Raw genomic sequence first — 13892 nt, 5'->3', positions numbered from 1 at the left:
ATGGATATCCGCGCAGCAGAAATCTCGAAGGTCATCAAGGACCAGATCGCCAGCTTCGGCACCGAAGCCCAGGTTTCCGAAGTCGGCTCGGTTCTGTCGGTCGGTGACGGCATCGCCCGCATCCACGGCCTCGACAAAGTCCAGGCCGGTGAAATGGTCGAGTTCGCCAACGGCGTTCAGGGCATGGCCCTCAACCTCGAAGCCGACAACGTCGGCGTCGTGATCTTCGGCTCGGACGCCGAAATCCGCGAGGGCGACAGCGTCAAGCGCACCAACACCATCGTCGACGTTCCCGTCGGCAAGGGCCTGCTCGGCCGCGTGGTGGACGCCCTCGGCAACCCGATCGACGGCAAGGGCCCGATCGTCGCCGAGAAGCGCGCCCGCGTCGAAGCCAAGGCGCCCGGCATCATCCCGCGCAAGTCGGTGCACGAACCCGTGCAGACCGGCCTCAAGGCGATCGACGCCCTGGTTCCCGTGGGCCGCGGCCAGCGCGAACTGATCATCGGTGACCGCCAGACCGGCAAGACCGCCGTCGCCATCGACACCTTCATCAACCAGAAGGAAGCGAACGCGGGCGACGACGAGAGCAAGAAGCTCTATTGCATCTACGTTGCCGTCGGCCAGAAGCGCTCGACCGTCGCGCAGATCGTGCGCCAGCTCGAAGAGAACGGCGCGATGGAATACTCCATCGTCATCGCCGCCACCGCTTCGGAACCCGCTCCGCTGCAGTACCTCGCGCCCTACACCGGCGCCGCGATGGGCGAATTCTTCCGCGACAACGCAATGCACGCCGTGATCGTGTACGACGACCTTTCCAAGCAGGCCGTCGCCTATCGCCAGATGTCGCTGCTGCTGCGTCGTCCTCCGGGCCGCGAAGCCTATCCGGGCGACGTGTTCTATCTCCACAGCCGCCTGCTTGAGCGCGCCGCGAAGATGAACGACGAGAACGGCAACGGCTCGCTCACCGCGCTTCCGATCATCGAAACCCAGGCTGGCGACGTTTCGGCCTACATCCCTACCAACGTGATCTCGATCACCGACGGCCAGATCTTCCTTGAAACCGGCCTGTTCTACCAGGGCATCCGTCCGGCCATCAACGTGGGTCTGTCGGTGTCGCGCGTCGGCGGTTCGGCCCAGACCAAGGCGATGAAGAAGGTTGCCGGCTCGATCAAGCTGGAGCTGGCGCAGTACCGCGAAATGGCGGCCTTCGCCCAGTTCGGTTCGGACCTCGACGCCTCGACCCAGAAGCTCCTCAACCGCGGTGCGCGCCTGACCGAGCTGCTCAAGCAGAAGCAGTTCTCGCCGCTGAAGTTCGAAGAGCAGACCGTGTCGATCTTCGCCGGCACCAACGGCTACCTCGACAACCTGCCGGTCGCGAAGGTCACCGAGTACGAAGCCGAAATGCTCAGCTTCATGCACGAAAAGCACGCCGACGTCCTCGCGCTGATCCGCACGACCAAGGACTTCGGCGACGAAGCCAAGAGCAAGACCAAGGCCGCGCTCGACGCTTTCGCCAAGCAGTTCGCTTAAGAGAAACCGTCATCCCGGCGAAAGCCGGGATCGCAGGCGGTCTTGAAGCAGCCTCGTAAAAAGGCCTTCGCTTCAAGACCGCCACCGGTCCCGGACCAGGTCCGGGAAGACGAAACGAGGAACAACGAGTGGCTTCGCTCAAGGAACTCAAGGGCCGCATCAACTCGGTCAAGTCGACCCAGAAGATCACCAAGGCCAAGCAGATGGTCGCCGCGGCCAAGCTGCGCAAGGCGCAGGCCGCCGCGGAGTCCGCGCGTCCCTACGCCGCCCGCCTCGCCGAAGTGATGGGCTCGCTCGCGAGCAAGATCACGGTCAGCGAAAACAGCCCCAAGCTGCTGGCCGGCACGGGTAGCGACAAGGTGCATCTGCTCGTCGTCGCGAACTCGGACAAGGGTCTGTGCGGCGCATTCAACTCCAACATCGTCAAGGCCGCGCGCCTCAAGGCGAAGGAACTGGAAGCGCAGGGCAAGACCGTCCTGTTCTACCTCGTCGGTCGCAAGGGCCGCGCGCCGCTGCGCCGCGAGTTCCCGAAGCAGATCGCGCACATGTTCGACACCACGGACGTGCGTGACCCCGGCTTCAACGAAGCGGAACGCGTCGCCAACGAACTCGTCGCCCTCTACGAGGCCGGCAAGTTCGACGTGGCGCACCTGTTCTACTCGAAGTTCCGTTCGGCTCTGGTGCAGGAACCGACCGACCAGCAGATCATCCCCGTTCCCGCGCCGAAGGCCGTTGCCGCCACGGCCGGTGCCGACGCGGTGACCGAATACGAGCCGGAAGAGGAAGAAATCCTCGCCGCGCTGCTGCCGCGCTACTTGCGCACGCAGCTCTTCGGTGCCCTCCTGGAAAACGCCGCCTCCGAACAGGGTGCGTCGATGACCGCGATGGACAACGCGACGCGCAACGCGGGCGACCTGATCAAGAAGCTGACCATCCAGTACAACCGCAGCCGTCAGGCCGCGATCACGACTGAACTCGTTGAAATTATCGCGGGCGCGGAAGCGCTCTAAGACATCGCAGGCAAGGACACCAAAATGGCCACCGCACCCGTGCTAAACCTGACCGCCACTGGCAAGATCAGCCAGATCATCGGCGCCGTCGTCGACGTCACCTTCGAAGGTGAACTGCCGGCGATCCTCACCGCGCTCGAGACCGAGAACAACGGCCAGAAGCTGGTTCTCGAAGTCGCGCAGCACCTCGGCGAGAACACCGTCCGCACCATCGCCATGGATGGCACCGACGGCCTGACCCGCGGTCAGCCCGTTGCCAACACCGGCAAGCAGATCTCGGTCCCCGTCGGTCCGAAGACCCTCGGCCGCATCATGAACGTCGTCGGCGACCCGATCGACGAACGTGGCCCCGTCGGTTCGGACATGTTCGCCCCGATCCACGCCGAAGCCCCGGCCTTCATCGACCAGTCGACCGAAGCCTCGATCCTGGTCACCGGCATCAAGGTCATCGACCTTCTCGCCCCATACGCCAAGGGCGGCAAGATCGGCCTGTTCGGCGGCGCCGGCGTGGGCAAGACGGTTCTCATCCAGGAACTGATCAACAACATCGCCAAGGGCCATGGCGGCGTCTCGGTCTTCGCGGGCGTCGGTGAACGTACCCGTGAAGGCAACGACCTCTACCACGAGTTCCTCGACGCCGGCGTTATCGCCAAGGACGCCGAAGGCAACGCCACCTCGGACGGTTCGAAGGTCGCTCTCGTGTTCGGCCAGATGAACGAACCGCCGGGCGCCCGCGCTCGCGTCGCTCTCTCGGGCCTGACCATGGCCGAGTACTTCCGCGACCAGGAAGGCCAGGACGTTCTGTTCTTCGTCGACAACATCTTCCGCTTCACCCAGGCGGGCGCGGAAGTGTCGGCTCTGCTCGGCCGTATTCCTTCGGCCGTGGGTTACCAGCCCACCCTGTCGACCGACATGGGCCAGCTGCAGGAACGCATCACCTCGACCACCAAGGGTTCGATCACCTCGGTCCAGGCGATCTACGTTCCCGCGGACGACCTTACTGACCCGGCGCCGGCTGCCTCGTTCGCCCACTTGGACGCAACGACCACGCTGAACCGCGCCATCTCGGAACTGGGCATCTACCCGGCCGTCGATCCGCTCGACTCGACCTCGCGCGTTCTCGAGCCCCGCGTTGTCGGTGCCGAGCACTACGAGACCGCCCGCCGCGTCCAGGAAACCCTGCAAAAGTACAAGTCGCTTCAGGACATCATCGCGATCCTGGGCATGGACGAGCTTTCGGAAGAAGATAAGCTCACCGTCGCCCGCGCCCGCAAGATCCAGAAGTTCCTGTCGCAGCCGTTCCACGTCGCGGAAGTCTTCACCGGCATCTCGGGCAAGTTCGTCCAGCTCGAAGACACCGTGAAGTCGTTCAAGGCCGTCGTCGAAGGCGAGTACGACCACCTTCCGGAAGCAGCCTTCTACATGGTCGGCGGCATCGACGAAGCGGTCGAGAAGGCCAAGAAGCTGGCCGAAGAGGCGTAATCGATCATGGCTCTGCACTTCGAACTCGTCACGCCGGCCAAGCTCGTCCGCTCGGAAGACGTCCACATGGTGGTCGTCCCCGGCACCGAAGGCGAGTTCGGCGTGCTGGAGGGCCACGCGCCCTTCATGTCGACGATCGCCGACGGCGCGCTCAAGGTCTATAAGACCGACGGCGGCGCACCGGAAGAAATCCGCATCACCGGCGGCTTCGCCGAAGTGGGCGACAAGGGCCTGACCGTGCTCGCCGAGCACGTGGCCTGACGCCTACCGGCTGATTGCCGAAGAAAAAGGGCGTCGCCGGTAAATCCGGCGACGCCCTTTTTCGATTCGGCCCTGCTTGGTTTCTTCCTGACTATGCCTTCCTCCAGTCAGCCGCGCCGCGCAGTGGGAGCGTGGAAATCGGCGGGCTTTTTCGCGATCCAGCTCAGAAACCGGCGAATTTTCTCATGCTCGCGCAGGGCGTCGGCGCGCGGCGGCAGGCGAGCCAGTTCGGCGTTGGAGAACGTGGCGTGAATGGTGCGATGGCAGATCGGGTGCAGAGGCACGGTTTCCCGCCCGCCACGGCTCTTGGGCACGGGATGATGCCATTCCACCCGTCGGCCGAGAGGGCGGTCGCAAAGCCAGCAGGATTCGCGCGCTCCATCGGTCTTACAAAGATTCACGCGCCCTCCGATCCAGCCCACCATTAGTAAGTTATCAAAGTTTCAACCTTAATCCTGCGCACAATCGCGGGACATCGTCACGATCGGTGCCAAGGGGGGCAGCCGTGCCGATGTTGAAAGGGTTGACGAAGAAATGACTGCATTCGGGCGACGCAACGGTATCGGCGGCTTGGGCCAGGGCGCCCGGCCCGCGTTCGGCGTGGCCAAGCCTTTGAAGGTCGGCGCCGAGGCCCCTTCGCCGGGCGCGGCCGATCCCTTTCCCCTGCCCTCCGCCGATGCCCCGCCTACCCAGAACCTGCGGGCCCAGAACCTGCGAGAAGATGCCTTGGCCCGCCTGGCGGATCGCGCCAACGCCGTGCATGATGGCCAGTCGGAGCAGAGCGGCTTCGAGGCCTCGATCCATAAGATCAAGGAGCAGGTGCTCCCACGCCTGCTGGAGCGCGTCGATCCAGAGGCCGCCGCAACGCTCACCAAGGACGAACTGTCCGAGGAATTCCGCCCGATCATCATGGAAGTTCTGGCCGAGCTCAAGATCACCTTCAACCGGCGCGAGCAGTTCGCGCTGGAGAAAGTGCTGATCGACGAACTGCTGGGCTTCGGGCCGCTGGAAGAGCTGCTGAACGATCCCGACGTGTCTGACATCATGGTCAACGGTCCGAACCAGACCTACATCGAGAAGAAGGGCAAGCTGCTCCTCGCCCCCACCAAGTTCCGCGACGAGCAGCATTTGTTCCAGATCGCCCAGCGCATCGTCAACCAGGTGGGCCGCCGCGTCGACCAGACGACGCCGCTGGCCGACGCCCGCCTCAAGGACGGCAGCCGTGTCAACGTGATCGTGCCGCCGCTCTCGCTGCGCGGCACCGCCATCTCCATCCGCAAATTCTCCGAGAAGCCGATCACCATCGACATGCTCCGGGAATTCGGATCGATGAGCGACAAGATGGCGACCGCACTCAAGATCGCCGGCGCCTGCCGCATGAACATCGTCATTTCGGGCGGCACCGGCTCGGGCAAGACGACCATGCTCAACGCACTGTCCAAGATGATCGATCCGGGCGAGCGCGTGCTGACGATCGAGGATGCGGCCGAGCTGCGGCTCCAGCAACCACACTGGCTGCCGCTCGAAACCCGCCCGCCCAACCTTGAGGGACAAGGCGCGATCACCATCGGCGATCTCGTCAAGAACGCCCTACGCATGCGACCCGACCGTATCATTCTGGGCGAAATCCGCGGCGCCGAGTGCTTCGACCTGCTCGCCGCCATGAACACCGGCCACGACGGTTCCATGTGCACGCTCCACGCCAACTCCCCTCGCGAATGCCTGGGCCGCATGGAGAACATGATCCTGATGGGCGACATCAAGATCCCCAAGGAAGCTATCAGCCGCCAGATCGCGGAATCCGTGGACCTCATCGTGCAGGTGAAGCGCCTGCGTGACGGTTCGCGCCGCACCACGAACATCACCGAAGTGATCGGCATGGAAGGCGACGTCATCGTCACCCAGGAACTCTTCAAGTTCGAGTATCTGGACGAAACCGACGACGGCAAGATCATCGGTGAATATCGCAGTTCGGGCCTGCGCCCCTACACGCTGGAAAAGGCCCGCCAATTCGGCTTCGACCAAGCCTTCCTCGAAGCCTGTCTCTAACCGCGGAACAAATCCTTCCCCGCCACGCCGAGCAGCAACACGGCTGCCATCAGCGCGAAGAAGAACACGGACGTCCAAGGCATGAAGCCCACGCGGTCCAGATCGGTCCGCTTCATGCGTCGGCGGTCTCCGACCCAGGCCAGAACGGCCACGGCTGCCGCAATGGCGCCAGCGAACGCCATGATCTTGTCGGAATCGGTCATCGGGCGCCTTTGCCGTGTTCGGCATCGAAAGCAAAGGCCTGCCTGCCAGGACTGTCGGGGAAATGCCCCGTAGCAAGTGATCCTGCTTCCTCTGACCTGACCGGGAACCGCGCGCCCGACCACGAGTTCCACCCTTCGCTCCCCGCGCAATGCCGGGGTCCAGTAGGATAAGGAATTCAAGCAATGGTCAAGAAACTCGTTCTCGCCCTGGTGGCTGGCAGCATCGTCGTTTCGGCATCGGCCTGCAACACCGTGAAGGGTGCCGGCAGGGACGTCCAGTCGGTCGGTCAGGCCGGGGAAGACGCCATCAAGTGATGTGAAGGCGAATGCCGTTTCCATGCCGACGCGGCGTGACGCCGCGCCGGTATGGCGAGGCGTGACAGCAGGCCCCTTCCCCTCGATTTCCGGATGCACTAGCGACGGATCGAAGCGCTCGTTCGGAGTGCCATGTTTGGAAGGGTCAAAGCAGTCATGATCAGGAAAGTGGCTCTGGCGCTGGCGGTTTCGAGTTTCGTGCTTGGAGCAGCAGCCTGCAACACCGTGCGCGGGGTCGGCCAGGATATCGAATCCGTCGCAAATTCGGTCGATCGCGCAACCTGACGCGCACGACTGGTCCCTGAGATCGGCATTTGCTGAACAAAATTGCGGCGCGAAGCGGGAATTCCGCTTCGCGCCGCACGCGTTTTCGAAAACTGCGTTCGAAGTTCAGTTACTCATGAGATGACCGGCGACGATAGCGCGTGCACGTTGCCAAAGCACCAGCCTGCTGACCACCACCATGCCCAGAAGCAGGCCGAGTATTGCGTCGGTCATGATCAGGGCATTCGCTGCGGGATGGGCCGCGCCCATCGTCATGCCGCCGGGCAGGATCAGACGGCGCGCATCGAACACGCCCAGAAGCAGGATCAGGGCCAGCGGCGACTGGCGCATCATCACGCGTGCGCCATCACCCTGTCCCTCGACATGAAGCCGCATGAGGCGAGAGCGCTGCATGCCGATGCCCCCTCCGATCGCGAACCCCGCCCCTAGCGCCATCCACCCAAGCAGGCTGGGTGGCATAGCGTAGAGCGCCAGACCAACCGCCACCGTGACGATCGACGGCGCTATCCAAAGCAGCGGGAGACGGAGCGGCCGGGCTCTTTCAAGGCTGCGGAAACGCCAGGCCATGATCCCGGCGAATATCAGCAGCGGCAGCCAGGCCGCGTATCCGTCTCCCCCCATATGGCTCAGCTACCGCCGAATTCGCTCAGCGAAGGGGTGGCCGGTTCGCCCGGCGTTCCCTGCCACACGAGCACCGGCTTGCGGGCCGCGAGCGTTTCGTCAAGACGGCGGCGCGGCGCGAAGTGCGGCGCGCTGTGGAGGCTCCCGTCGCCATCCTTGGCACGCTGGGCAAGGCTGCGCAGCGAACCGATGAAGCGATCGAGGCCGGCCTTGCTTTCCGTCTCGGTCGGCTCGACGAGCATCGCGCCCTTCACCACCAGCGGGAAGTAGACCGTCATCGGGTGGAAGCCCTCGTCGATCAGGCCCTTGGCGATGTCCAGCGTGGAGAAGCCCTCGGCCAGACCGGCGTCGCTGAACAGCGCCTCGTGCATGCACGGGCCGCTCTTGGCGAAGGGTGCCGGCAGCAGATCCTCGCACGAACGCAGGACATAGTTGGCGTTGAGCACCGCATCCTCGGCCACTTGGCGCAGACCGTCCGCGCCGTGGCTGAGGATGTAGGTCAGCGCACGGGTGAACATGCCCATCTGCCCGTGGAATGCGACCATGCGGCCGAAGGCCTGCTCATGGCCCTCGCCCGCGTTTTCCTCTTCGACGAGGTGGAGTCTACGACCATTGGGCCCATCTTCACCGCGGCTGACGAAGGGCAGCGGCGCGAACGGCGCCAGCGCTTCGGACAGCACGACCGGGCCGGCACCGGGGCCGCCACCGCCGTGCGGGGTGGAGAAGGTCTTGTGCAGGTTGATGTGCATGGCATCGACGCCAAGGTCGCCGGGGCGCACCTTGCCGACGATCGCGTTGAAGTTCGCGCCGTCGCAATAGACGTAGCCGCCCGCCGCGTGAACCGCGTCACCGATCGCCTTCATCTCCGGCTCGAACAACCCGCAAGTGTTCGGATTGGTGATCATCACGCCCGCGACGTTCGGGCCCAGCTTGGCCTTGAGCGCCTCGACATCGACGCGGCCTTCCGGGGTCGCCGGGATCGACTGGACCTTGAAGCCCGCGAAAGCGGCGGTCGCCGGGTTGGTGCCGTGGGCGCTCTCGGGCACCAGCACCACGTCGCGCTTCTCCCCGCGCGCGTCGAGCGCGGCGCGGATGCAGAGCAAGCCGCAAAGCTCGCCGTGCGCGCCGGCCTTGGGGCTCATCGCCACCGAGGCCATGCCGGTCAGCGTGATCAGCCAGTCAGCCAGCTGCTCGATCACTTCCAGCGCGCCCTCGACCGTCTTCTGCGGCTGGAGCGGGTGAACGTCGGCAAAGCCCGGCAGGCGAGCCATCTTCTCATTCAGGCGCGGGTTGTGCTTCATTGTGCACGAACCGAGCGGGAACGGCCCGAGGTCGATCGCGTAGTTCTGGCGCGACAGACGGGTGTAGTGGCGCACGGTTTCGGGCTCGGTCAGGCCGGGCAGCGCCGGCGCCGACTTGCGCAGGAACTTCGACAGGCCAGCAGCCGCCGGACGGCTGGGCTTGTCGAGATCGACGCCGCACTTCTCGGACGAACCGAGTTCGAAGCTCAGCGCTTCTTCCAGCATCAGGCCATAGTCGCCAGAGGCAGTCTTGAAGCCAGCGCCCTCACCGGCTTCACCCATGCTCGGGCGCCAGCCACTTGCGTTTACCGCGTTCATGCCAGCACTCCTTCAAGCTCACGGGCAAACACTTCGATATCCTCGTCGGTCACGGTCTCGGTCGCCGTCACCAGCAGGCCCTTATGCAGATCGCTGTCATCGGGGAACAGGCGGCCGAGCGAGACACCGCCCAGCACCTTGCGATCGGCGAGGTCACGAACCACTTCGCGGGCGTCGCGGGTCAGGACCAGCGTTGCCTCGTTGAAGTAGGCGTCGTTCAGCACCGTCACGCCCGGCACCTTGGCCAGACGCTCGATCATCGCCTGCGCCTTGTCGTGGTTCACGGCGGCAAGCTGGGCAAGACCTTCACCGCCGAGCAGGGTCAGGTGAATGCTGAAAGCCAGCGCGCAAAGCCCTGAATTGGTGCAGATATTGCTGGTCGCCTTCTCGCGGCGGATATGCTGTTCGCGCGTGGAGAGCGTCAGCACGAAGCCACGCTTGCCTTCGGCGTCCACGGTCTGGCCGCAGAGACGGCCCGGCATCTGGCGCACGAACTTCTCGCGGCAGCCGAACAGGCCCAGGTACGGGCCGCCGAACTGGAGGCCGACGCCGATCGACTGGCCTTCGCCCACGACGATATCGGCACCCAGCGCGCCCGGCGCCTCGATCATGCCCAGTGCCACCGGCTCGGTGACGACCACCACCAGCAGCACGCCCTTGGCATGCGCGGCGTCGGCAATCGCTGCGAGGTCCGGAATGCGTCCCATGATGTCGGGATACTGGACGACGACGCAGGAGGTCTTGTCATCGATCGCCGCGATCACCGCCGCATCGTCCGCGTGGGCCACCAGTTCGGGCTTCAGCGAGACGATGTCGTCCTCAGTGAACTTGGCCATCGTGCGCACCACTTCGGCGTAGTGCGGGTGAAGACCGCTGGACAGCACCGCGCGGGTCTTGCGGGTGATGCGGCTGGCCATCAGGATCGCTTCCCAGCAGGCAGTCGAGCCGTCGTACATCGATGCGTTGGCGATGTCGGTGCCGAACAGGCGCGCGACCTGGGTCTGGAACTCGAACAGCACCTGCAGAGTGCCCTGCGCGATTTCCGGCTGATAGGGCGTATAGGCGGTCAGGAACTCGCCGCGCTGGATCAGGTGATCGACCGAGGCCGGAACGTGATGGCGATATGCGCCCGCGCCGATGAAGAACGGCGCCGTTCCGGCCGAGAGGTTCTTGGCCGCAAGCGCGGACATGTGCCGCTCCACCGCCATTTCGCTGGCATGGGCGGGCAGCCCCTCGATGGGGTCGGAAAGCCGGGCCTCGGCGGGCACGTCGACGAACAGGTCGTCCACCGTGTCGGCACCGATGACGCCGAGCATCTCGGCACGATCGGCGGGAGTCAGGGGCAGGTAGCGCAAGCGGCGATACTCCGTGAATATATCTTTAAATCAGAGGCTTTCGACGTACTGCTTGTAAGCAGCCTCATCCATCAGCGCTTCGAGTTCCGAAGCGTCCGACAGGGTGACGCGGAACAGCCAGCCACCGGTCTCGGCCTGGGTGTTGACCAGTTCCGGCTCGTCGGAGAGCGCGCTGTTGGCTTCGGCGATCGTGCCCGAAACCGGCGTGTAGACGTCCGATGCGGCCTTCACCGAATCCACCACGGCAACGGAATCACCCTTGCCGAAAGCAGCGCCGGCTTCCGGCAGATCGACGAAGGTGATGTCGCCAAGCTGGCCCTGTGCGTAATCGGTGATGCCCACGGTGCCGAGGTCACCCTCGATTTCGATCCACTCGTGTTCCTGCGAGAAATAACGGGTCATGGGTAGGTATCCTCAGCGGTGATAGCGGTTGGGGACGAAGGGCATGGCTGCGACTGTGGCGTCGAGCTTCTTGCCCCGCAATTCGATGGAAAGGGCCGTGCCGTCGGCAGCAACGGCTGCATCGACATAGGCCATAGCGATGGGATGCTGGAGCGACGGCGAAAAACCGCCTGAAGTGACAACGCCAACTTCCTGTTCGCCATGGAAAACCTTGGCGCCTTCGCGCGCGGCCTGACGGCCATCGAGCTTGAGCCCGATGCGCTTCTGCGCGGTGCCCTCGGCAAAGTCTCGCTGAACGCGTTCGCTGCCCGGAAAGCCGCCTTCGAGACGGCGGCGCTTGTTGATGCCGAAGGCAAGACCGGCATCGACAGGGCCGCGCTCGGGATCCATGTCATGGCCGTAGAGCGGCAGACCGGCTTCCAGGCGCAGCGAGTCCCGCGCGCCGAGGCCGATCGGCTTCACTTCCGGTTCGCCGCAGAGCAGGTCCGCGATCATGGCGGCGGATTCGCCGGGAATGGCAATCTCGAAGCCATCCTCGCCGGTATAGCCCGAGCGGCTGATCCAGGCATCGACGCCGCCCAGCTTGAATGCGCCGCCCTTCATGAAGGTCAACGCGGAAACGCCCGGCGCATGACGCTCCAGCGCCTCGGCGGCCTTCGGCCCCTGAAGCGCCAGAAGGGCGTTTTCGTCGAGGTGGTTGAGCGTGATGTCGTCCGGCAGATATTCGCGCAGGGTGCCGATATCGTCCCACTTGGTGGCGCCGTTGACGACGAGGTAGAAGCCGCTTTCCCAGCGCGTGACCATCAGGTCGTCCAGGATACCGCCGTTTTCATCGAGCAGGAGCGAGTAGCGCACCGAACCCGCCTTCAGGGTGGACAGGTCGATCGGCAGAGCGGCTTCCAGAGCCGGCTCCACGCCCTCGCCTGAAATGTAGAGCTGGCCCATGTGGCTGACGTCGAACAGCCCGGCGCTTTCGCGGGTCCAGAGGTGCTCGGCCATGATGCCCTCATACTGGACGGGCATCATGTAGCCGGCAAACTCGACCATGCGGCCGCCTCGCTCGCGATACCAGCCGTTCAGCGGCAGCAGCTGCGGGGCAAGTTCTTCGGGTTCCTGATCGGAATCGGAAATCGGATATTCGCTCAAGACATGACTCCGCACAGTTCGGTACACCATTCCAGGTGCCCCCTCTGTCACGGAAACCTGAGAGCTTCCCTCGACAAACCCATGACAGGCAGGCCAAAGTTACACCGTCGGCGGCCTCATCCCGAAGGATGCGACACTTTCCAGAGTCTCGCTATCGACGCTGCGCGGTCCTTTTGCCTGAGAGATTCCGGGGCGGTTGCTCCTTCGGCGCCTACCTTTTCGCGAATGCGAATCAGCAGGTCTCTCCCGCGCTGTCAGCGATGTTTTTCACTTGGTTGAGGTGCGGCGGCAAGTCAACGCAATCGCGCTGCAACGCACTACAATTTCCACGAATAACCGGGGTGTATACCTAAGCCGGACAAGGTTGGACCGGGCGGTTCCGCAGAATTTCGGCCATGGAATCGTGCTCGTGAACGAAGTGGCCCGGCGTCCTATCCGCGCTGAGGGCGAGAACCACCTGCGCCAGCCGGACCGCTGCAATCGACCGGAACCGGCGCAGTCTGGCGTGAAACACCAGCATATCCGCCAGCGGCGCAACCACCTGCCCGGCCTTCTCCAGCGGGCGATCTTCCAGGCGCTTGCCCCGCAGCAGACCCGGCCGAAGCACGTCCAGGCGCGCAAAACCCATTTGGCCGAGCGCCTGCTCCACCTCACCCTTGGTTCGCAGATACACGTTGGTGCTTTCAGGGTCGGCACCCACCGAGGAAACCAGGATCATGCGGTCGATCCCCGCCTGGCGCGCCGCACGCGCGGTATCCAGCACAAGGTCGTGATCGACGGCCCGAAACGCCTCGTCGCTGCCGGCAGCCTTTCGGGTCGTGCCGAGTGCGCAGACCAGCACGTCTGCATGGGCCGCCTCGATCAGGTCCGGCCAGTCGGCGGTCGACCCCACGAGTATTTCCAGTCGCGCCCCTTTCGGCAGGGGAACCTCGCGCCGGGCCACGCCGATGACACGCAGGTGGCCGCGGCCGATGCTCTGCTCGATCACTGCCGAACCGACAAGTCCGCTGGCGCCGACGAGGCAGATCCGTCGCCCCGCCGCAATCGTTTCAGACATTGCGCAGGCCTTCGGGCGTGCGGCCGTAAATCTGGCCATGGCAGGAGATGGCGTAGCGGTCCGTCATGCCGGCGATGTAATCGGCGATGTGGCGGCTGCGCGCGGGCTCATGACGCGGCAGGCCGTCGATCCAGCTTTCCTCCATCAGGACCGGCTCCTGCGAGTAGGCGGAATAAAGTTCCGCCAGCAGCGCGCGGGCGCGACGGGCGGTTTCAAGCTGCTCGGGATGGTAATAGAGCTTCTCGTACATGAACCGCTTGAACTGGCGCTCGCCCTCCTCGACTTCCGGCGAGAAGGCGACGAGTTGACGACCGGCGCCGCGCACCTGATCGATGCTTTCGATCCCGACGAGGCGCTTCTGCGTTTCCGCCAGCAAGTCGTTGACCATGAAGCCGATCTGGCTGCGGATGAGTTCCGACAATTGCCGATCGCGCGGCGCATGGGGATAGCGACGCTCGACTTCCGCCCAGCGCGCAGCGATGAATGGATGCGCCAGCAGTTCGTCCAGATCGAGGAAGCCCGCGCGCAGGCCGTCGTCGATGTCGTGATTGTCGTAG

Annotated in this window: 15 protein-coding genes, 1 pseudogene and 2 riboswitches; of the genes and pseudogenes, 7 read left to right on the top strand and 9 right to left on the bottom strand. The window is 64.5% G+C overall.

Features of this window, described 5'->3' with window-relative positions; translation table 11 throughout:
* From atpA to ACI3K3_RS03460, 4 genes are all read left to right on the top strand, one after another.
* The gene (gene atpA / locus ACI3K3_RS03475) at positions 1 to 1530 is read left to right on the top strand and encodes a F0F1 ATP synthase subunit alpha (protein WP_404912099.1); all 1530 of its coding nucleotides are present in this window, start codon (positions 1 to 3) and stop codon (positions 1528 to 1530) included.
* 128 nt (positions 1531 to 1658) lie between these two features.
* A complete protein-coding gene (locus tag ACI3K3_RS03470) occupies positions 1659 to 2540 on the top strand; it encodes a F0F1 ATP synthase subunit gamma (protein WP_404912097.1) in 882 nt (293 codons plus the stop codon).
* Between the two features lie 24 nt (positions 2541 to 2564).
* A complete protein-coding gene (gene atpD, locus ACI3K3_RS03465; RefSeq protein WP_404912095.1) occupies positions 2565 to 4022 on the top strand; it encodes a F0F1 ATP synthase subunit beta in 1458 nt (485 codons plus the stop codon).
* Between the two features lie 6 nt (positions 4023 to 4028).
* Entirely contained in the window at positions 4029 to 4283 is a 255-nt protein-coding gene (locus ACI3K3_RS03460; protein ID WP_404912093.1) for an ATP synthase F1 subunit epsilon, read from the top strand.
* A gap of 107 nt (positions 4284 to 4390) precedes the next feature.
* Here the strand turns inward: ACI3K3_RS03460 and ACI3K3_RS03455 are convergent, their stop codons facing one another.
* Complete coding sequence (locus tag ACI3K3_RS03455; RefSeq protein WP_404912091.1) at positions 4391 to 4708, bottom strand: HNH endonuclease; 318 nt, start codon at positions 4706 to 4708, stop codon at positions 4391 to 4393.
* Between the two features lie 109 nt (positions 4709 to 4817).
* Between ACI3K3_RS03455 and ACI3K3_RS03450 the strand changes: the two genes are divergently transcribed.
* The gene (locus tag ACI3K3_RS03450) at positions 4818 to 6332 is read left to right on the top strand and encodes a CpaF family protein (protein ID WP_404912089.1); all 1515 of its coding nucleotides are present in this window, start codon (positions 4818 to 4820) and stop codon (positions 6330 to 6332) included.
* On the opposite strand, the gene ACI3K3_RS03445 is transcribed toward ACI3K3_RS03450, so the two are convergent.
* On the bottom strand, positions 6329 to 6535 hold the full coding sequence (locus ACI3K3_RS03445) for a hypothetical protein (protein ID WP_404912087.1): 207 nt from the start codon (positions 6533 to 6535) through the stop codon (positions 6329 to 6331). The genes ACI3K3_RS03450 and ACI3K3_RS03445 overlap by 4 nt on opposite strands.
* A 183-nt stretch (positions 6536 to 6718) precedes the next feature.
* Between ACI3K3_RS03445 and ACI3K3_RS03440 the strand changes: the two genes are divergently transcribed.
* Positions 6719 to 6850, top strand: a complete 132-nt coding sequence (locus ACI3K3_RS03440; RefSeq protein WP_404912086.1) for an entericidin A/B family lipoprotein — start codon at positions 6719 to 6721, stop codon at positions 6848 to 6850.
* 156 nt (positions 6851 to 7006) lie between these two features.
* Complete coding sequence (locus tag ACI3K3_RS03435) at positions 7007 to 7135, top strand: hypothetical protein (RefSeq protein ID WP_404912084.1); 129 nt, start codon at positions 7007 to 7009, stop codon at positions 7133 to 7135.
* 105 nt (positions 7136 to 7240) lie between these two features.
* Here ACI3K3_RS03435 and ACI3K3_RS03430 read toward each other — a convergent pair whose 3' ends face one another.
* The 7 genes and pseudogenes from ACI3K3_RS03430 to ACI3K3_RS03400 form a co-directional block, all read right to left on the bottom strand.
* Positions 7241 to 7756, bottom strand: coding sequence for a DUF1453 domain-containing protein (locus ACI3K3_RS03430; RefSeq protein ID WP_404912082.1), 516 nt, complete (start codon positions 7754 to 7756; stop codon positions 7241 to 7243).
* A gap of 5 nt (positions 7757 to 7761) precedes the next feature.
* A complete protein-coding gene (gene gcvPB, locus ACI3K3_RS03425) occupies positions 7762 to 9375 on the bottom strand; it encodes an aminomethyl-transferring glycine dehydrogenase subunit GcvPB (protein ID WP_404912081.1) in 1614 nt (537 codons plus the stop codon).
* On the bottom strand, positions 9372 to 10730 hold the full coding sequence (gene gcvPA, locus ACI3K3_RS03420; RefSeq protein WP_404912079.1) for an aminomethyl-transferring glycine dehydrogenase subunit GcvPA: 1359 nt from the start codon (positions 10728 to 10730) through the stop codon (positions 9372 to 9374). The genes gcvPB and gcvPA overlap by 4 nt, the downstream gene beginning before the upstream one ends.
* 30 nt (positions 10731 to 10760) lie before the next feature.
* Positions 10761 to 11132 (bottom strand): glycine cleavage system protein GcvH, encoded by a 372-nt coding sequence (gene gcvH / locus ACI3K3_RS03415; protein WP_404912077.1) that lies wholly within the window; start codon positions 11130 to 11132, stop codon positions 10761 to 10763.
* Positions 11133 to 11144: 12 nt separating this feature from the next.
* Entirely contained in the window at positions 11145 to 12278 is a 1134-nt protein-coding gene (gcvT, locus tag ACI3K3_RS03410) for a glycine cleavage system aminomethyltransferase GcvT (RefSeq protein ID WP_404912075.1), read from the bottom strand.
* 34 nt (positions 12279 to 12312) lie between these two features.
* Positions 12313 to 12432, bottom strand: a riboswitch (glycine riboswitch).
* A 1-nt stretch (position 12433) separates the two neighbouring features.
* A riboswitch (glycine riboswitch) is annotated at positions 12434 to 12537 on the bottom strand.
* Positions 12538 to 12627: 90 nt separating this feature from the next.
* The gene (locus tag ACI3K3_RS03405; RefSeq protein ID WP_404912073.1) at positions 12628 to 13335 is read right to left on the bottom strand and encodes an NAD(P)H-binding protein; all 708 of its coding nucleotides are present in this window, start codon (positions 13333 to 13335) and stop codon (positions 12628 to 12630) included.
* Positions 13328 to 13892 (bottom strand): annotated as a pseudogene (locus ACI3K3_RS03400) (deoxyguanosinetriphosphate triphosphohydrolase); the annotation flags it as partial. The pseudogene ACI3K3_RS03400 and the gene ACI3K3_RS03405, both read right to left, overlap by 8 nt.

The organism is Novosphingobium sp. ZW T3_23 (assembly GCF_044987305.1).
In the GTDB taxonomy this organism is placed as follows: domain Bacteria; phylum Pseudomonadota; class Alphaproteobacteria; order Sphingomonadales; family Sphingomonadaceae; genus Novosphingobium.
The sequence above is the reverse complement of the archived record's forward strand: the minus strand, read 5'-3'. Positions and strand labels throughout refer to the sequence as shown.